The sequence below is a fragment of the Clostridium sp. C8-1-8 genome, assembly GCF_009928445.1.
Classification (GTDB): domain Bacteria; phylum Bacillota; class Clostridia; order Clostridiales; family Clostridiaceae; genus Clostridium_AR.
This window is the reverse complement of the sequence record NZ_JAABNO010000011.1, coordinates 146,908-165,640: the sequence shown is the minus strand read 5'-3', so window position 1 is coordinate 165,640 and position 18,733 is coordinate 146,908. Positions and strand designations below refer to the sequence as shown.

Here is an 18,733-nt window from a genome sequence, read left to right as displayed (position 1 = left end):
GAATCAATGTATTCCTTCCAGGTTATAGTACTTGACAAGTTGTACTATTATGAGGAAAATTATAATAATTATTTAAAGATATTTATAAATTCAGGAGGTGTATCATGTTCAAAAATATTAGAAAAAAGACTTTCAATATTATACTAGCCTTCTTAGTATTCACCTCTTTAGGTTGCTACATAAGCTACAGAGTTATAGAAGATAAGGACAAGCCAAAGATAACAAAAATGCTTCCATCCAAATCTAATACTAAGTTATCCTTCGTTACCGAGGAAAGTATAGTAGACAAAATACAGAAAGTGGAAAAGCTAGTTGTAGTTGAAGTTGACCTCAACGAAAAAATGGTTATTGATAATAGCTGGGGAGAATGGGACGTTTTTAAAAAAATCCAGAAAGTAGATTATTACGGAAAAGGATCTTACTCTTTAGACTTATCTTCAATAGACAACTCTAAGGTTAAGATAGACAAGCTGAATAAAATAGTAACTGTACATTTACCAAGACCAATTGCTAGTACGCCTACAATAGATTATGATAAAACCACTTTTGAATCCACGGAGAAAGGACTTCTCAGATTTGGTGATATAAAATTAACCAAGGACGAGAGTGCAGTAATAGATAAAGAGGTAATCTCTAGGATGGGTAGTAAATTAAAAGATACAACTATTTATGATGAAGCTGTAAAAAATAGCGAAGATACCGTAAAAAAGTTAATCAAACCTATCGTTGATGACAATGTAAAAATAAATGTACTTTTTGAATAAAAAGTACATTTATTTTCTTTATATATATTCTTCTATAAGATCTCTAACAACTTCAGAAGCTATTATCATACCTGCTACCGGTGGGACAAAGGATACACTACCTGGTATTTGTCTCTTAACAGCACACTTCTTACTACCGCCTGTGCATACACAACCTTCCTTACAAGTAACAACCTCATCCATCTTTGGCTTTCTTGGAACTTCTTCAGAGTAAACTACTTTTAGCTTCTTTACTCCTTTTTTTCTTAACTCATATCTCATTACCTTAGCCAAAGGACATACCTTCGTTTTATATATGTCAGTAACCTTAAATTGAGTTGGATCTAACTTATTGCCTGTGCCCATACAACTCATAAGCTTTATATTCTTGTTTTCGCAATACACAGCTAAGGCTATCTTAGCTGATACTGTATCTATAGCATCAACTACATAATCAACATCATCAGTAATTATCTCTGATATATTGTCTTCTGTAACAAATACTTGGTGTGTTATAATCTCACACTGCCTATTTATTTCTCCGATTCTTTCTTTCATAACATCAACTTTATTCTTACTTATGGTCTTATACGTAGCATGTACTTGTCTATTTAAGTTAGTCAAACATACCGTATCATCATCGATAAGTACTAGAGTTCCTACTCCAGCTCTAGCCAAAGCTTCTACAGTAAAACTTCCAACACCGCCTACTCCAAATACAACTACTTTACTATCCTTTAATTTATGTAATGCTTCTTTTCCTATAAGGAGCTCTGTTCTTGATAATGAATGCTGTAGCATTATATTACTCTCCTTTTCACCTAACCTCTAGATGTGTTCGTTCATTGTTAAACTTAGCTACTAGTTATAGATGTAGAGCTTCATAATAAGACTTATATTTTCAAATTATCCTCTCAAGACCAAGATGATTTTTGAAAATTGATTTATGACTGAAGTGGTACATCTTTATTGAACTATACATCTTTATCTATAAAACAACTTATATAATATACTATAAATCTTATCGCATCAATAGGTAAATAATGATTATCATCAAATATGTTATACAACCTTTTATAGTTTTACATTAATTGTATTTCGTGTTAATATAATGATTATATTTGACTACATAATGAGGTGAAAAAATGAATCTTAGAAAACTAATTATATTTAATCCTTTTATCGATTTAGAAGAAGAGAAGGTTACTCCTGATAAATTTGGTATATTTGTCTCAATTATGATTGCTGTGCTATTTGCACTTATAATACCTTTTGCTGTGGATATAGTATTAATGATAGGTTACGCAATAAAGGCATACTCTGCATCACCTTTAAGTATTGATGCAACTATTAAAGGTATTGAAAAATCCCAAAGCTTTTTACTGATATCTACTTTTATATCATTTTTATTAACAATCCTTATAATGTGGAAAGGGTTTACTAAGAAAAGCTACAACTCCTTCCCAGAAAGAAAATTTAAAACTTCAGATATTTTAGGAGTTATTGCTTTAATTTTAGGCTTTCGATTATTATTCTCTGGATCTTTAAGTTACCTTGTAGACCTAATACCTGTTCCTGATTTTATAGAAAAGGCCTTTGATCAGATGTTTATAAACCCTGCCATAGGAATAATAACTGCAGTAATAATAGCACCTATACAAGAAGAATTCGTAAATAGAGGAATAATACTAAACGGTCTGTCTAAAAAGTATTCTCCTAAGGTTGCTTTAGTTATTTCCTCATTAATTTTCGCTGCTATGCATATGAATCTTCCACAAGGAATAAATGCTTTTTTACTTGGACTAATACTAGGCTATGTTTATTTAAGTACTAAATCAATATTCCTATCAATATTATGTCATGCTACTAATAACATATGTGCTATTATTCCTGAGCTAAAAAACATACACAATATCTATCTATTAGTAGCTACTTCAATAGCAGTGGTAGTTGTAGGCATCCTACTAATGCGCTTTGGACTAAAGAGGTTAGACTTAAAAAATCGTAGAATTCATTATGATTCTGTAAGAAACAATACAAACTTTGATAAAGAATTAGACTTTAACGTATAATTTAAATATATAAACCCAACAAATCCTTATTTAAATTATGCTGTTTATTTGAGAAATACGAGCATATTAAGTATAATTAGAATTATTAACTTTTATGGAGGTCTGTTATGACTATAGGAATCATTGGTGCAATGAATGAAGAATTAGAAATTCTTCTAAAAGATATGAATTTAGAGAATACTGAAAAAAAAGCAAATATGACTTTTCACCGTGGAAACTTGTGGGGCAAGGATGTAGTAGCTGTTGTTTGCGGCATTGGAAAGGTTAATGCTGCAGTTTGTACTCAAGTGCTTATCAGCGAATACAAGGTTAATATGGTTATAAATGTTGGAGTTGCTGGTGGTATCGGCAAAGACATTTATCCAGGAGATGTTGTAATAGGAAATTCCTTAGTTCAACATGACATAGATACAACTGTTTTTGGAGATAAACCAGGTCAGATACCAAGACTAGATACATTTGACTTCAAGTGTGATGAAAAACTTGTAGAAATAGCTAAAGAGGCTTGCAAGTCACTTCCTGATATTAATACATTTGTAGGAAGAATCGTATCCGGAGACCAGTTTATAGCAAGCTTAGAAAAAATTCAATGGCTAGCTAAGGAATTCGATGCTTCTGCTTGTGAGATGGAAGGTGGTAGTATTGCTCATGTTGCCTACCTAAATCATGTACCTTTTGTAGTTATAAGATCCATATCTGATAACGCTAATAACGGTGCTCATATGGACTATGAAAAGTTTATTCCAATAGGAGTAAAGAATTCAACCTCAATATTAAAAGCTATGATTGAGCTTATTTAAGCAAATAGCGACACACTTATCTAACGTATAAGTGTGTCGCTATTTATTTAATTAGATTTATTTTTCTGGCACAATAAATATACCCTTTTTCTGTCCGCTATTGAGATCAAGCCTCACAGCTTGGAAAACAGCATCACTTCCTTTAATCTTTCTTTCTCCATATATAATCGTATCATCATTAACGAATGTTTCTATGAGATTTACGGTTGGTATGGTGATGACGTCGTTCTTTCCTTCAGTATATACGTTAAAGACTTGTTTTCCATCAGTATTAGTAGTCTTACTTATATATCTATTTCCACTTGGTGAAATATAATTTTTAAAGTCATTCTGTATATCTATAGTCTTACTATAATAATGGACTTTCATAGTATTTATGTTAAATATACAGCCTTCATCATTGCCATTAACATCTGTATTCACTGATATTAGAAATGGGCTATCAGACTTTTTACCATAGGTATATCTTCTCTGTCCAAGATCAAAAATCTTACTAAGTCTATTATTGCTATAATCATATTGATAAAGTTCAGTATTTTTTTTATCATCATAACATAATGCATATATATAATTATTATATGCAAACAATTCATATGGATTTATTCCTTCTATAGTCCTATTGGAAGGTAATAGAGTATTTCTTGAAGTTATTATTACCCCTTCATCAGTAACATACTTAACAGTATCTTTATTTTCATTAGATACATAACTAAGCTTTTTACTATCTAGATTATATAAATAAATATCATCTTGAACTTGAATACAGAGATATCTATCATTAGTTGACCAGGTTATATCCCCGTCATCTATAGGCTCAGAAATATTAACCTTTAAAATTTCACTAAGTTTTGTATCTACTATATAGCAATTAGAAGATATGGATTTATTAGTTAGAAAGATAAACCTTTTGGTAGGGCTATACACTCTCATATCACCGCTACCGTTAATCCCTTCACTATTAAAAATACCCTCTTTTAAATAAAAATCAGTTCTATTATCTAATGAATAATAAAAAACACTTTTATTATCTAATATGAGGTAGATGCTGTTCGATGCTACAAGAGTCATATCTTTATCTTTTCCGTTAACTAAATCTTTACTAGCTTCTGAAGCTGTTCCTATATATCTTTTAGTCATATCTTTATCTTCAGTTATATATACTGAAGATTTGTTTTCATCTCTAGCATCTCTATTATCTTTCTTTGCATCTTTTATTTCCTTATCAGCATAGCTAGCACCATAACTAATCGGTGAATCATTATTTTTCGAATCAAGCTCCATCACCGGAAGTATAAGCATGAAAATAAATAATGAGGCAACAGCTAACCCAAAGTGTATGATTTTCTTGTTATTCCTTCTAACTATACTAATAGCTTTTACAGAACTCTTATTGTACCTCTCTAAGTCTATAGAACCCATTATGCTAGATTTTCTACTGTTATAGGTGAAGTCTTCTCTGGCTATATCGTTAAACAGACTCTCTCTAATAAAAGTCTTATTTTCATAGTATCTTCTACATGTTTCACACTCATCTATATGTTTTTCCATCTGATTCTTAAAGTCATCCGGTAGTTGAGCTTCTATAAGCTCTATAATTTTTTCTCTAAACTCTAGACACTCCATAACTGTCACCTCCTTTAATTTTATTATTAGTATACTTTTCGTATTTGGTATACAATCGATAATACCGTTTCTTTACCGTAGACTCATTCATCCCCATAAGTTTTGATATTTCCTTAAATGACATTTCAGGATGAGCATATTTAAAATATACTATTTGCTTGTCTATCAAACTTAAGGTATTTATAAAATTTTCTATAGACACTAGGATTTCTTTATATTCTACTATCTCTTGAGGAGATCTTTCCCCTGAAATTGAATCTTTAATATTGTCAATTGCAATTTCCTTATTTTTAGAAGCCTTTCTTAAGTAGTCAATAGCCTTATTATGTGCGATAGAATATATCCAAGTAGAAAACTTATTTTCTTTATTATATGTATACAACTTATTATAAACAGATACAAATGTATCTTGACATAAATCTTCAGCCATAGCTCTGTCACCAATAAAACTATATATGTACTTTAATATAGGGAGTTCATATTTATCAATAATATACTCAAAATATTTTGCTTCACCTTTTAAAATTCTTTCAACTAAATCTATATCGTCCAAACTACTTCACCCCCACGAAGCTACAAATTACATATATTCCAATATTATACTACCATAAAAAATGCTTTTAATGTCTTGTACTGGTAATATTTTTAATTACTCTCGTTTTATGAATATATGTTAAATTTGTTTAATTACATATTCTTTCTTCATACAATCTTCACAACATTTTAGTAATTTATAGTCACAACCATATGTTAGGGGGATTCACTATTATGAACATGACACACTATATGTCACTTTTATCAGATAATCAGCCTTGGAATCTTATTATCTTCATGGCTATACCAGTTATATGTGCTGAAACACTGACAATCACTGAATTCTTTATAATTTTTAACAGAGTAAAACAAGGCGCTGTTAAAACTATAAATAAGTTAGTTGGAATCTTTGCAGGACTATACTTTACAGGAATTTTTATTTATTTACTTATCAACGCAGTAATACCACTAACTACCTCTGGAGGTTGGCATACCTGGGTTGATGTAGTGGCTGTTGGTTTCTATCTTAGCGGTGTTTTATTCCTACTTCCAATATCTCTAATGGAACTTGGGCTGATTTTTAGAAATAAGTCTGAAGAAGAGAAACTAAAGCTTCACTTTATGCTTGTCGGAGGATTCTTGGTAGTTGCCCACATTGCTATGATCTTCGGCATGGTAAACCCTGAAATTGTAAATAGTATGCCAAGCATGAAAGATATGCATTAAAACTCGTTATTTCCCGCGAAATAATAATTATGGTAAAATAAGCTGATTTAATAACTTTTTGCTTATGTACCTTTTTAAAAATGTGTAAAAAGATTATGGTAAGCAGTAAAAAATAGAAGCCATGCATGAAAGGATAGATTATTTACCCTCATGCATGGCTTTTTTATAAAACTTTATATTTAAAATTTTTTAACCTTAACCAATGATAGTTTTAGAAGTTGATTTAATATCTAAGAGATATACTCTTAAAATATCAGAAAGTAAAACCAACTTCTAGCTTAGCTTGTGAATAAATAGCCCGCTTCTAAGCTTTGGCTCAAACCATGTAGATTTAGGAGGCATTACCTCTCCACTGTCTGCTATATCCATTATCTCCTTCATTGATGTAGCATACATTGAAAATGCCACCCTCATATCGCTTGAGGCTCTTCTTTCAAGCTCATCTAGACCTCTTATTCCTCCTACAAAATCAATCCTTTTATCGCTTCTAGGATCTTTTATACCTAGTATAGGAGATAACAAGTTGTCTTGCAGTATCGAAACATCTAAACTCTTAACAGGATCTTCAGCATCAAAACTATCGTTTTTTGCCTCTAGCTTATACCAAATGCCATCTAAAAACATTCCAAAATTACGCTTTGACTGAGGTTTATACTGTTTACCAATTCCTATAGTAGTAACATAAAATTTTTCTTTAATCTTACTTAAAAAATCTTCATTACTTAAACCATTAAGATCTTTTACTACTCTATTATAATCCATAATATTAAGATTAGACTCTGGAAATAAAACCGCTAAGAAAAAGTTAAACTCCTCTTGCCCATCAAAATTCTCATATTCTTCTCTTCTCTTAAGCCCAACTTTTACAGCAGAAGCTGCTCTATGATGACCATCTGCTATATATAAGTAATCAACCTTACTAAAATGTTCCTTCAAAGATTGTATACTTTTATTATCATCTATCTTCCAAACCGTATGTCCAACTCCATCTTCAGAAATAAAATCATACTCAGGCTTTTTCTTAGTCCAGCTATCAACTAAAGCTGAAATACTCTCATTATCTCTATAAGTCAAAAATATAGGGCCAGTATTTGCATCACAAACATCTACATGTTTTATTCTATCTTGCTCCTTATCTGGTCTTGTGAACTCATGTTTTTTTATAACATTATTTATATAATCATCAATAGACACACAAGAAACAAGTCCTGTCTGACTTCGTCCATTCATAGTTTGTCTATAAATATATAGATATGGCTCCTCATCCTGTATAAGAATGCTTTTCTTCTCCATGCTGTCTAAAACTTCTTTAGCTTTTTTATACACAGCTTCATCATATATATCCACAGAAATATCTAAGTTCACCTCAGCTTTATCCACATGAAGAAATGAATACTCATTATCTCTTACCATCATCCTTGCTTCCTCAGAATTCATAACATCATATGGAAGAGCCGCCACTTTATCAGCAAAAGCTCTTACAGGTCTAACTGCTTTAAAAGGTCTTATTACAGCCATCATTATCTCCCTTCATATAAACAAAAAAATACAAGTTTATATATTTAAATAATCATATAAATATATAGTAATAATGCCAACTTCATAGATTTTCACTCTGTTCTAATTCACTAATCTACAAAGTTCAAACCTTACTCAAGTTATGTTAAGAAAAAAATGTACCCTCTTTCAAAGCATACTTAAAATATACCATATATATGATGATATATCTTAAATATAGAAATTGGGTACAAAGATAAAAATTTTAGAAGAAATCTTTTATTATATCAACTATTTCATTACCTATTCTTGTTTGAGCCTCTTTAGTTGCAGCACCAATATGAGGGGTTGCACTTACTCCTGGATGGTTAATCAGATCCTTATTTTTAGTAGGTTCCTCTTCAAACACATCTATGCCAGCGCCAGCAATCTTCCCCTTATTTAAAGCTTCAAGTAATGCTGCTTCATCCACAACTTTCCCTCTAGCACAATTAATTAAATAAGTTCCATCCTTCATAAGCTCAAATTCTCTTTTACTTATTAATGGTCCTTTTGAAGCATCAAAAGGTACATGAAGAGTTATAAAATTTGACTCTTTTAAAAGCTCATCAAGCTCCTTATATTCATAGTCACATTTATCAAGATTGCTAATTTCACCTAGTCCATCAAAATATATGATCTTCATTCCAAGGCAACAGGCTCTTTTAGCAACTTCTCTTCCGATCCTTCCCATTCCAACTATGCCTAAAGTTTTTCCGCTTAACTCTATACCTTCATATTTCTTTTTGTTCCATTCCATGTTTCTCATGGTAACATTTGATATATTTATAAACCTTGCAAGCGCAAACATGTGAGCAATTGTAAGCTCAGCCACTGATGCAGAACTCGCGTTGGGTGTATTCATAACTTGAATCCCATTTTCTAAGGCATAGGATACATCAATATTATCTACTCCTACTCCACCTCTTATTATGAGTTTCAATCTTCCCGTCTTACTTGCCTTATCAATTATAGCTTTATTTATCTTTGTAGCTGATCTTACTACAACTACATCATATTCTCTCAGTATTAATCCAAGTTCTTCTGGAGCGTAATGCTCTTCAACCACTTCAAAACCCAAATCCTTAAGTTTTAAAACGGCGTCTTTCTCTAATCCATCAGTCACTAATACTCTATACATAAATACTTACTCTCCCTTTGCTTTAATAAAAATTAGATTAAAATTACTCAAGTCCTAAAATATCATTGATATTTGTTAATAACTCATTTATTTCATCCACAGTGCAATCAGCCATATGCGCTATTCTAAAAGTTTTATCCTTTAGCTTCCCATAGCCATTGGAGATTTGGAACCCTCTGGCTCCTAATTCTTTATTCAATGCACTAATATCAATGCTTCTAGTGTTGGTTATATTGGTTACAGTATTAGACCAATAACCTTCCTCAGGGAAAATATCGAAGTATTTCTTTGCCCAAGCTCTAACTATATTAGCCATCTCAATATGTCTCTCAAATCTATTTTCTATTCCTTCTTCATTGACTATATAATTTAATTCATAGTCTAAAGCAAACATATGAGATATAGATGGAGTAGATGGATATTGATAATCCTTCTTTTTAATATATTTATAAAGTGCTAACAAATCTAGATAAGTGCCTCTGAAAGGAACCTTTTCTGCTCTTTCCTTAGCCTTATTAGAGAAAGTACATACTGCTAGTCCTGGAGGCAAGCCCAATGCCTTTTGGCTAGAAGTTATACAAATATCTATTCCTAACTTATCAACCTCTATCTTTGTCCCACCAGCTGAGCTTACTGTATCAACACAGAAAACCACCTCTGGATATTTTTTTACTACCTTTGATATCTCTTCTAGATTGTTCATAAGTCCTGTTGAAGTTTCATTATGAGTTACAGTTATAAGGTCGTAATCACCAGTTGAGAGTGCTTTTTCTACATCCTCAGCCTTTATTCCTTTTCCCCATTCAACTTCAAATTTATCAGCAGGAACGTTATTATTTAAGGCCATTTCATACCACCTATCTCCAAAAGCCCCACTGGAGAAGACAGCTGCCTTCTTTAACGTACATGATCTTATGGCGCCCTCCATAAGTCCACTGCCTGAACTAGTAGAAAGTAATATCTCACTTTCTGTATAGAAAAGTTTTTTAAGATTGTTAGTAATTCTTCTTTGAAGCTCTGATGCTTCTTTTCCTCTATGACCTATTAGCGGTCTCGCCATCTGTTCCAATACTTCTGGTCTAACCTCTACTGGTCCGGGAATAAATAATTTTTTGTGCATAATGACACCCCCAAAATAAATTAAATACTCCCATGTGTTATTATAAATTCTACCATTTTCAAAATATTTATACAATAATCTTTTAAAAAAACAACTGTTTATATAATAATGTATTAATTTTTTCCTATAATGTTAATGAAAATGTCTACAAAATAAGGTTTTTTATTATTTTTTAATTATCTGAATACATTTCCTTTTTATTACACATGCATTCTAAAGACTCCTCTAGTGATTCAGAGGAGTCTTTAAAATATTGCACCGATTTAGCTTCACATATTTAGTTGTTTGTTATTTTATTTTTTAGGTTCTCAAACCTACCAGCATGGCAAGTTTCATTAATATAATTAATACAGTTATCGCAACTGACAGATGACAACCCCATACTAAGCATCAACACCTTATCTTTTGGATTATAATCATCGCAGTTCTCACCGATTATGCATCTAAGTTCATCATACATCATAATAAAACTCCTAAGTAGATAATGTAGTTATTATTTACCTAGGAGTTTTATTATATTCTTTTTCTATTAATACAATTCTTATTTATTATAATTAAATTACAGCATATATATCTTTTAAAAGAGCTATGTTTAATCTTAAGTCTCCAATAATGGTTAGGCCTTTATAATAATCTTCTTTAACGTCATATAATGTAGTTGGATCAGCTAGTACATACCTTCCGTTAAACTGAGTGCCAAGCAAATCTACATTAATAGGTATATTAACACTAATTGCCTCTTCTATCATTCTAGTTTCTATATAAGTATTGATTGTACCACTAAAATCATCATATAAGATTAGATTTTTTGTATTACAGTACAAGCTTTTATCCTCAATACGATCTATACTTAAATACTTAATTTTCAATCTTAATATCCCGCTATAAAACAACTTTACTTTGCTCTTTTGCCCAAGCCTTCTAAGTAACAAAAGATTACCTCTTATTTCTTTTATATCACAGGATATATTTTCAATACCATATATCTTTTCTCTCTTTACATTAAAACTCTCTTCAATAGATATCGGAATCTTTATAGATGCTAATAATACCTCCAAGTTACCAATCTTTCTGCCTTCAAACACATCATCTTTAACTGATTCCTCATCATCTTTATAGTACGAGCAATTCTGTTCTTTATAACTATCTTCATAATATGTGTCCAAGTCATTATCAACCTCTTTTGTACTAACAAATTCACTTGACAATTTGATTTCATTACAAAAATAAGGTTTGATGCCTTTTACAGCTATTTCTTCTATCTTATCAAGCTCATCATGCTTAATAGAATTATCTAAACCACAGCTTGAATCGAGCCCACTAATCTTTTTATACTTTTCTCCGCTATAAAACCTTTCATCAGATGCTGCTACATCCTCAAAAGAATCTAATTTGGATTTATCATTATGTACATTGTTATTCAAAACATCTTCATCTTCGATTTCTTCATAATAACCAACAAGTATCATAGAAAGTAATATCTTAACTAATAGATCCTCATCCACATAAATTCATCCTAGTTTAATTGTTTTATATAATATTATAAGCTAAGAGTGCAAAACTGATACAGTTTTGCACTCAAAGCATTAAGTCTTATTCATATATAGCCCAGTGATAAATATTGCTTAAATAATTAGCTAGATATTTTAATATTCCTTAACTAGAACTTCCTTAAAGTATAGTAATTATATTAGCATTCTACTAATACATATTGTTCTTGAAGAACCTTAATATCTAAGAAAAGAACCATCTTTTCAACTATCTTAGAATACAAGTTACCTTCATATTCAGGAGTGCAGTTGCATCTTTCTTCATGTTCATGTTCTGGCTTCTTATCTCCACCTTTTCCGTCTTCCCATCCATCATAACAGCCACCTAGTGGAGTAGCATCCTTATACATATCTAATTCGATTATCTTGAAACCATCTAGTTTTATAAAAGGTCTAGTATTATAAACTGTTGATTCTTTAAAATCAGATTCACAATAAGCTTTTCCTTTTACTCCATCACATGAACATGAGCAGCTATCATACTCTGATGCATCACAATAAAGGTCAGATTCAGTTAAACTTGTTCTATCCTTATTTATTGGCTTTAATAAGAAGTCGATATCAGTTATAACATGGAATGGAACCTTTACTGTATGATGTTTTATATCGCCATTGATTACGCTCTTATCTCTACTTACACAATCAGCTGTAGCATATTCAATATTCTTTTCGATATAACCTTGTAAGAATAGCTTTCCACATTTTTCGTTTAAACTTACAACTCTAGCTTGAGTTAAGAATAAGTTTTTCTTTGTTCTCTTAATTTCATAGTATTTTTCATCGCAAGGTAATTCTATGCAAGATTCTATACCTATTTCTACTTCTTTTGCAGCTATAACTACAGGAAGTTTACTAAAGAATGGTGGCTTTATTCCCTTTACGCAACTATTAACACCATGAGCTTGAACTAAAGTTTCAGATTTTGCACATCCACAATTATATTTAAAATTATCTGCCATATTAATACCTCCATTTGAGTATGAACTTAATATATAATACTAATCCTGTCGAAAATATGTGACTGCATTTAGAAAAAAATTGCTTTTATTTAGGTTAAATTTATTAATTTGTAAATACAGTAACTTTAATGTAGCTAGTAACTTAATATAATCTGGAGGCATATACTATTAATGTACATTTTTATTATAAAATTATCATATTCCTACAATATATATTTAAATAGTCATTTTAAAATTGGATGCCATATATCAACTACAGTTCCCTCACCATACACGCTACTGTATAAGAGACCATACTCATCACCATAGTTGAGCCTTATTCTTTCATTTACATTAAATATACCAAAGCCTATTCTGCACCTAGCCAAAGAACTTTTCTTTAATATCTGATTTATTTCTCTAAGCCTGTCCTCATCAATTCCAACTCCATTATCTATTACCCTTATATGAATCTTATTGTCTTTTTCCTCTCCCTCAATTACAATATTTCCATTTCCACGCTTTTCTTTTATACCATGATAGATAGCATTTTCTACAAGGGGCTGAAGTATCAGCTTTATTACAGAGTACTCTAATATATCCTCATCTATATATATCCTATAGTTTAATTTATCTTCATATCTTACCTTTTGTATAGAAAGATAACTCTCAACATGCCTAACTTCATCCCTTAACTTTATAATCTCATTTCCATTATTCAACCCAATTCTAAGAAGGTTGGTTAAGCTAGTTATTATTTTTACTATATTATCAGCTCCATGTTCTTTTGCCATCCACTGAATAGTATCTAAGGTATTATATAGAAAATGAGGCTTTATTTGAGCTTGTAAAACACTTATCTCTGCTTTTCTCTTATTTTTTTCCTCAATTTGTACTAACTCTACTAAGTTCTTAATTTCTTTAATCATTTTATTAAAAGAGTTACCTAACTCCCCTATTTCATCATTATATTTACTATTAAAGTGAACATTTAAATCTCCATCCTGAGTTCTTCTCATTAACATTCTAAGTTTTGTTATTGGATTTACTATAGATTTAGTAAAAAATATAGCTAGTATTCCTGCCAAAATAAGTGTTATTAAAGCTATAAAAAATGAGTAGTATTTCATGTAATTAATAACCTTTAGAGTTTCATCAAGTGGAAATACACCCACGGTTCTCCATTTGGTATACTGAGAGCTTGTGCCCATAATCTGATAACTTTTGTTTTTTATTTTTTTAATAATAAAGTTATTTTTGTTATTATCAAATATATTTTTATTTATTCTATACACTACTTTATTAATAGGAGAATATACTATCTCATTGTCAGAATCCATTATATATACAAAACCTGTTCTTCCAGGCTTTACATTTTCTATAACTTGTTTTATTATATCCAGCTTCATATCTATAAGTATTACACCTTTACAGCTTCCATCTGAATTATCATACACAGCTTTAGACATTGATACTACGTTATCTGCAGAATAGTTGAATATATTATTTATGTTACGTCCAACAGGTTTACTGAAAAGATTTATGTTATCTTTATTCTCCATAGCCTTCTTGTACCATCTTTCATTGGTAAGAGGATCTCTTGAAATCCTATACATTACATCACTTACATATGAATCATTTTTATTAACTATCATTATTCCCGCTATTTCAGGATGTAAGTTGACAAATCTACTTATTATCTTCATTGCATTACTAGATATATCATCTTTATAATTATTTTCATCAATACTATTACTGTTTAAAAAAGCTAATACACTTGGATCTTGTGATAAATAGTTGGCTATATTTTCAGTATCTTTAATATAGAAATCAATATTATCACTTATCTGCTTTATCATCTGTTTAGTATTTGCCTGCTGTTCATCACTCATAGAGTTTTTGTATATCAAATTTCCTAAAATAGTTATGGTTACTGTAGGTACTAGTATTACTAAAAAGAAATATAATATTAACTTTCTTCTCATACTGCTATTTAAAAAACTAGATATAAGCTTCTTCAAAATTACTTCCTCCAATTAGCTAGACAATCTTGACTACAGTTTAATTTCTTACCTTATTATTGTCAATATGGATTAAAAAGGTGATCAAATTAAATGATCACCTTTTGTTTTAATATTTAAGATTTATATCTTATTATTAAGTTACTACAGTCTTTCTCTTTTCTTCTCTTATCACTATAACTCTCTGAAGCACAATAAATATAAACAGCAACATACCTACTGCAATCTTAGTCCACCAAGAATTCAGAGTTCCATCAAACATTATAAGACTTTGAATAATACCTGTGGTCAAAACTCCGAATACAGGTCCTATTGGGTATCCAACACCACCGGTTAGTAGTATTCCACCTATTACACAAGCTGCTATAGCATCCATTTCCATACCATTACAATGAAGTCCATATCCTGATAAAGTGTATATTGTAAATAATAAGCCTCCTAAGGCTGAACAAAAACCAGACAATGTATAAACCAAAATCTTAGTTCTTCCAGCATTCAAGCCCATAAGCATTGCTGAGTTCTCATTACCTCCAATAGCATATACTCTTCTACCAAACCTTGTGTACTTTAGCAGGTATATTGATACGGCTACTACTACAAGGCTTACTATAACATTAATAGATACGAATGCCCCTGGAAAAATAGGTATTCTAAACCCTGATATTGCTGTAAAAGTTGGATTATCTATAGTTATAGTGTCTATGCTGATTATATAGCTAGCACCTCTTGCAAAAAACATACCTGCCAATGTTACTATCCATGGATGAAGCTTAAACTTTTGTACTAATATTCCTTGGACAGTTCCAAAGATTATACCAACTATTAAAACAAAAGCCATTACTACAAAAGCATTTACTCCATGTTTTAACATACTGGCAGTAATCATACTTACAAAAGCTATCATAGCACCTACAGAAAGATCTATTCCTCCAGTTAGTATTACTAACGTTTCTCCTATTGCTACGACAATAAGATATGCATTATCTATAAACAGATTTGAGATTACTTGAGCAGAGAAAAATCCATTATATAGGACAGAACCAATTACAAATAATAATATAAATAATGCTACTGTTGCATAAATGGATATATATGAGGAGTTAACCTTAAATCTCTTCTTTTTTACTACAGCATTACTCATACTCTAGCCACCTCCTTCGCTTCGTATTTCTTGCCAGTAGAAGACTTAGACTTCAACATTTTTCTAAACTCTGGAGATTGTATTATACATACTGCAATAACAACTAAAGCTTTAACTACCAAAGTTATTTCTGGAGGAACTCCCATACTGTATATAGTTGTGGTAAGTGTTTGTATGAACAGTGCTCCTATAACTGTTCCACCTAGATAAAATCTTCCTCCAGCCATAGAGGTACCACCAATTACCGTAGCCAATATAGCATCCAATTCTAGCCACAAACCAGCATTATTGGCATCGGCACTTTTTATATTAGAACATATTATAATACCTGCTATACCTGCCAAGAATCCACATATTACATATAAAGAAAATATAACCTTCTTAGAGTTTATTCCCGAGTACCTACTGGAAGTACTATTAACTCCTATAGATTCTATAAACAAACCTAATGCAGTTTTTCTTATAACTAAATACATTAATAAAGTAATAGCTCCAGCTATAAATATAGCTACTGGTAAAAACCAATACCCAGTACCTATAAATATGAAAGACTTGTTAGTAAAGGTTAAAATCTGTCCATTAGTTATAAGCTGCGCAATACCTCTTCCAACAATATATAAAATTAAGGTTCCTACCATAGGCTGAACGCCTATATAAGCAACTAACAAGCCATTCCATGCTCCACATAGTATTCCTACTATCATACCTGAAAGTACAGCTACTGGTACTGAGCCACCACTAACTATAACAGTAGCAGATACAGCAGCACTTATGGCTATTATTGATCCTACCGAAATATCAATTCCTTGAGTTGCAATAACTATAGTCATTCCTAAGGAAATTAATATAAGTGGCGCAGCATGGTTTAATATATCTATTAGATTTCCAAATAAGTGTCCATCCTTAATTGTTATACTTACAAAACCAGGTCTTATAATAAAATTTAATAATATCAATGCCATTAAAGATATTAGGGGCCAGAATATCTGCATACTGTAAAAGCTTTTTAGTATACCTTTTGTTCCACTGTTTTTCATGCTAACATCCCTCCTTCTGCTATAGTTTGTAATATAGTGGATTCTTGTATCTCTTCTCCAACTAACTCACCTATTATTCTTCTATCTCTAAGAACAAGTACTCTGTCGCAACAGCTAACCATCTCCTGAAGCTCTGATGATATAAATATTATAGTCATCCCATCCTTTGCAAGCTCTCTCACTAATCTCTTTATTTCATCCTTAGCGCCAATATCTATACCTCTTGTTGGCTCGTCTAAAATTAGCAACTGTGGATTTGTAGCAAGCCATCTTCCCAAGATAACCTTCTGCTGATTTCCACCACTCAAGTTATCAATTCTTTGTTCTGTACTAGGTGTTTTTATATTCAATAATTCTATATATTTTTGAGCAATTTCCTGTTGCTTTTTCATAGGGATGTATTTAAATATACCTTTATTAGATTGAAGTGCTAAAACAATATTTTCTCTTATGGTCAATTGCCCCACTATGCCTTCAATCTTTCTATCCTCAGGACAAAAGCCTAAACCCTCTTTTATGGCTTTTTGAGGATAGATATATGAATATTCTTTGCCATTTATAGTAATAGTTCCATGATCAGATTTATCAATCCCGAATAACAGTCTTGCGCATTCAGTTCTTCCAGAACCAAGAAGTCCTGCAAGTCCTAGAACTTCTCCTTTTCTTACATCTATATCAAAGGGCTCTATGGTTCCTTTTCTTCCAAATCCTTTAGCCTTGGCCAAATATTCTGCTTTATCCTTTATATTATATTTTCTTGTAACATCGTTAGCCTTTTGCATTTCTTCATAGTTCTTACCAATCATCTTCGATATGAGATCCATCTGAGGTAAGTTATCTGCTTCATAAGTACCAATAAAGTTTCCATTTCTTAGAACTGTTATTCTATCTGAGATCTCATAAACTTGATCCATAAAGTGAGTTACAAAAACCATGGACATTCCCTCGGCTTTAAGCTTTCTCATTACCTTAAATAATTGTTTAACTTCATTGCTATCTAAGCTAGAAGTTGGTTCGTCTAATATAAGTATTCCATTAGATATGTCAACAGCTCTCGCTATTGCTACCATTTGCTGAATTGCCACAGAATACCCTGATAATAATCTTTTTACATCTATTTTTAGATTAAGCCTCTCCTCTAGTAGCTTTTCGGCATTTTTATTCATAACATTCCAATCGATATGGCCTCTTTTCATAGGCTCACGGCCAATATATATATTTTCAGCTACAGTAAGATTAGGACACAAGTTTACTTCCTGATAAACAGTACTTATGCCATTTTCTTGAGCATCATGTGTTGATGTAATTTTTACTTCTTTTCCACTTAAAAGTATTGTTCCTTCATCTATTTCATAAACTCCTGTAAGAACTTTAATTAAAGTAGACTTTCCTGCACCATTTTGTCCCATAAGAGTATGTATTTCACCTTTTTTTAGTTGAAAATCAACATTTGAAAGCGCCTTTACTCCAGGGAATGACTTACTAATACCTTTCATTTCTAGAACTATATTATTATCGGGCACTAATATTCCCTCCTTTTCAATAACAATCTTTTTAATATTGAATTTTAATTATTGTTTCAAAGTAAATCTTACCTACTATATTGCAATCATTATAAATTGAAACCCTTTAGGCGATTACAAAATCTTACCCTGATCTTGCAATCACCTAAAGAGAAAACCATATTATTCTTTTCATAAGCTCATTAAAGTATTAGATAGATAATCCTTTAACTTTAACAGCATACTTTA

At 31.2% G+C, this 18,733-nt stretch carries 17 protein-coding genes; 4 read left to right on the top strand and 13 right to left on the bottom strand.

Annotation, left to right across the window (positions count from 1 at the left end; all coding sequences use genetic code 11):
* Positions 1-104 precede the first annotated feature (104 nt).
* On the top strand, positions 105-764 hold the full coding sequence (locus GXK57_RS13270; protein ID WP_160677050.1) for a DUF4230 domain-containing protein: 660 nt from the start codon (positions 105-107) through the stop codon (positions 762-764).
* A gap of 18 nt (positions 765-782) precedes the next feature.
* Here the strand turns inward: GXK57_RS13270 and GXK57_RS13265 are convergent, their stop codons facing one another.
* Positions 783-1,544 carry a tRNA threonylcarbamoyladenosine dehydratase gene (locus tag GXK57_RS13265; RefSeq protein WP_160677047.1) on the bottom strand — a complete coding sequence of 254 codons (762 nt, stop codon included), beginning with the start codon at positions 1,542-1,544 and terminating at the stop codon, positions 783-785.
* A 344-nt stretch (positions 1,545-1,888) separates the two neighbouring features.
* On the opposite strand from GXK57_RS13265, the gene GXK57_RS13260 reads away from it, so the two are divergent.
* Together GXK57_RS13260 and GXK57_RS13255 are read left to right on the top strand one after the other, a co-directional pair.
* On the top strand, positions 1,889-2,815 hold the full coding sequence (locus GXK57_RS13260) for a type II CAAX endopeptidase family protein (RefSeq protein WP_160677044.1): 927 nt from the start codon (positions 1,889-1,891) through the stop codon (positions 2,813-2,815).
* 107 nt (positions 2,816-2,922) lie between these two features.
* A complete protein-coding gene (locus tag GXK57_RS13255) occupies positions 2,923-3,615 on the top strand; it encodes a 5'-methylthioadenosine/adenosylhomocysteine nucleosidase (protein WP_160677041.1) in 693 nt (230 codons plus the stop codon).
* Positions 3,616-3,672: 57 nt separating this feature from the next.
* Here GXK57_RS13255 and GXK57_RS13250 read toward each other — a convergent pair whose 3' ends face one another.
* Positions 3,673-5,238: a hypothetical protein gene (locus GXK57_RS13250; protein ID WP_160677038.1), complete on the bottom strand. Its 1,566-nt coding sequence runs from the start codon at positions 5,236-5,238 to the stop codon at positions 3,673-3,675.
* Entirely contained in the window at positions 5,219-5,791 is a 573-nt protein-coding gene (locus GXK57_RS13245; RefSeq protein ID WP_160677035.1) for an RNA polymerase sigma factor, read from the bottom strand. Before GXK57_RS13245 ends, GXK57_RS13250 begins: the two co-directional genes overlap by 20 nt.
* Positions 5,792-6,006: 215 nt before the next feature.
* Between GXK57_RS13245 and GXK57_RS13240 the strand changes: the two genes are divergently transcribed.
* Complete coding sequence (locus tag GXK57_RS13240) at positions 6,007-6,498, top strand: DUF6803 family protein (protein WP_160677032.1); 492 nt, start codon at positions 6,007-6,009, stop codon at positions 6,496-6,498.
* Between the two features lie 273 nt (positions 6,499-6,771).
* Here GXK57_RS13240 and GXK57_RS13235 read toward each other — a convergent pair whose 3' ends face one another.
* From GXK57_RS13235 to GXK57_RS13190, 10 genes are all read right to left on the bottom strand, one after another.
* Positions 6,772-8,016 (bottom strand): DUF1015 family protein, encoded by a 1,245-nt coding sequence (locus GXK57_RS13235; protein ID WP_160677029.1) that lies wholly within the window; start codon positions 8,014-8,016, stop codon positions 6,772-6,774.
* A gap of 244 nt (positions 8,017-8,260) precedes the next feature.
* Positions 8,261-9,175, bottom strand: coding sequence for a D-2-hydroxyacid dehydrogenase (locus GXK57_RS13230; RefSeq protein WP_160677026.1), 915 nt, complete (start codon positions 9,173-9,175; stop codon positions 8,261-8,263).
* A 43-nt stretch (positions 9,176-9,218) separates the two neighbouring features.
* Positions 9,219-10,295, bottom strand: a complete 1,077-nt coding sequence (locus GXK57_RS13225; protein WP_160677023.1) for an alanine--glyoxylate aminotransferase family protein — start codon at positions 10,293-10,295, stop codon at positions 9,219-9,221.
* Between the two features lie 277 nt (positions 10,296-10,572).
* Positions 10,573-10,758, bottom strand: a complete 186-nt coding sequence (locus GXK57_RS13220) for a hypothetical protein (protein ID WP_160677020.1) — start codon at positions 10,756-10,758, stop codon at positions 10,573-10,575.
* 91 nt (positions 10,759-10,849) lie between these two features.
* A complete protein-coding gene (locus GXK57_RS13215) occupies positions 10,850-11,800 on the bottom strand; it encodes a hypothetical protein (RefSeq protein WP_160677017.1) in 951 nt (316 codons plus the stop codon).
* Between the two features lie 185 nt (positions 11,801-11,985).
* Positions 11,986-12,804 (bottom strand): CsxC family protein, encoded by an 819-nt coding sequence (locus GXK57_RS13210; RefSeq protein ID WP_160677015.1) that lies wholly within the window; start codon positions 12,802-12,804, stop codon positions 11,986-11,988.
* A 224-nt stretch (positions 12,805-13,028) separates the two neighbouring features.
* On the bottom strand, positions 13,029-14,804 hold the full coding sequence (locus GXK57_RS13205) for a sensor histidine kinase (RefSeq protein WP_160677012.1): 1,776 nt from the start codon (positions 14,802-14,804) through the stop codon (positions 13,029-13,031).
* A 136-nt stretch (positions 14,805-14,940) separates the two neighbouring features.
* Positions 14,941-15,945 (bottom strand): galactofuranose ABC transporter, permease protein YjfF, encoded by a 1,005-nt coding sequence (yjfF, locus tag GXK57_RS13200; protein ID WP_160677009.1) that lies wholly within the window; start codon positions 15,943-15,945, stop codon positions 14,941-14,943.
* A complete protein-coding gene (locus tag GXK57_RS13195) occupies positions 15,942-16,982 on the bottom strand; it encodes an ABC transporter permease (protein WP_160677006.1) in 1,041 nt (346 codons plus the stop codon). The genes yjfF and GXK57_RS13195 overlap by 4 nt, the downstream gene beginning before the upstream one ends.
* A complete protein-coding gene (locus GXK57_RS13190; protein ID WP_160677003.1) occupies positions 16,979-18,505 on the bottom strand; it encodes a sugar ABC transporter ATP-binding protein in 1,527 nt (508 codons plus the stop codon). The genes GXK57_RS13195 and GXK57_RS13190 overlap by 4 nt, the downstream gene beginning before the upstream one ends.
* Between the last annotated feature and the right edge of the window lie 228 nt (positions 18,506-18,733).

What these genes read in the sequence shown, in the direction of transcription:
- GXK57_RS13235 (WP_160677029.1), bottom strand. Translation starts at nt 8,016, where the DNA reads ATGGCTGTAATAAGACCTTTTAAAGCAGTTAGACCTGTAAGAGCTTTT.
- yjfF (WP_160677009.1), bottom strand. Translation starts at nt 15,945, where the DNA reads ATGAGTAATGCTGTAGTAAAAAAGAAGAGATTTAAGGTTAACTCCTCA.
- GXK57_RS13210 (WP_160677015.1), bottom strand. Translation starts at nt 12,804, where the DNA reads ATGGCAGATAATTTTAAATATAATTGTGGATGTGCAAAATCTGAAACT.
- GXK57_RS13270 (WP_160677050.1), top strand. Translation starts at nt 105, where the DNA reads ATGTTCAAAAATATTAGAAAAAAGACTTTCAATATTATACTAGCCTTC.
- GXK57_RS13220 (WP_160677020.1), bottom strand. Translation starts at nt 10,758, where the DNA reads ATGATGTATGATGAACTTAGATGCATAATCGGTGAGAACTGCGATGAT.
- GXK57_RS13240 (WP_160677032.1), top strand. Translation starts at nt 6,007, where the DNA reads ATGAACATGACACACTATATGTCACTTTTATCAGATAATCAGCCTTGG.
- GXK57_RS13260 (WP_160677044.1), top strand. Translation starts at nt 1,889, where the DNA reads ATGAATCTTAGAAAACTAATTATATTTAATCCTTTTATCGATTTAGAA.
- GXK57_RS13230 (WP_160677026.1), bottom strand. Translation starts at nt 9,175, where the DNA reads ATGTATAGAGTATTAGTGACTGATGGATTAGAGAAAGACGCCGTTTTA.
- GXK57_RS13250 (WP_160677038.1), bottom strand. Translation starts at nt 5,238, where the DNA reads ATGGAGTGTCTAGAGTTTAGAGAAAAAATTATAGAGCTTATAGAAGCT.
- GXK57_RS13265 (WP_160677047.1), bottom strand. Translation starts at nt 1,544, where the DNA reads ATGCTACAGCATTCATTATCAAGAACAGAGCTCCTTATAGGAAAAGAA.
- GXK57_RS13225 (WP_160677023.1), bottom strand. Translation starts at nt 10,295, where the DNA reads ATGCACAAAAAATTATTTATTCCCGGACCAGTAGAGGTTAGACCAGAA.
- GXK57_RS13195 (WP_160677006.1), bottom strand. Translation starts at nt 16,982, where the DNA reads ATGAAAAACAGTGGAACAAAAGGTATACTAAAAAGCTTTTACAGTATG.
- GXK57_RS13255 (WP_160677041.1), top strand. Translation starts at nt 2,923, where the DNA reads ATGACTATAGGAATCATTGGTGCAATGAATGAAGAATTAGAAATTCTT.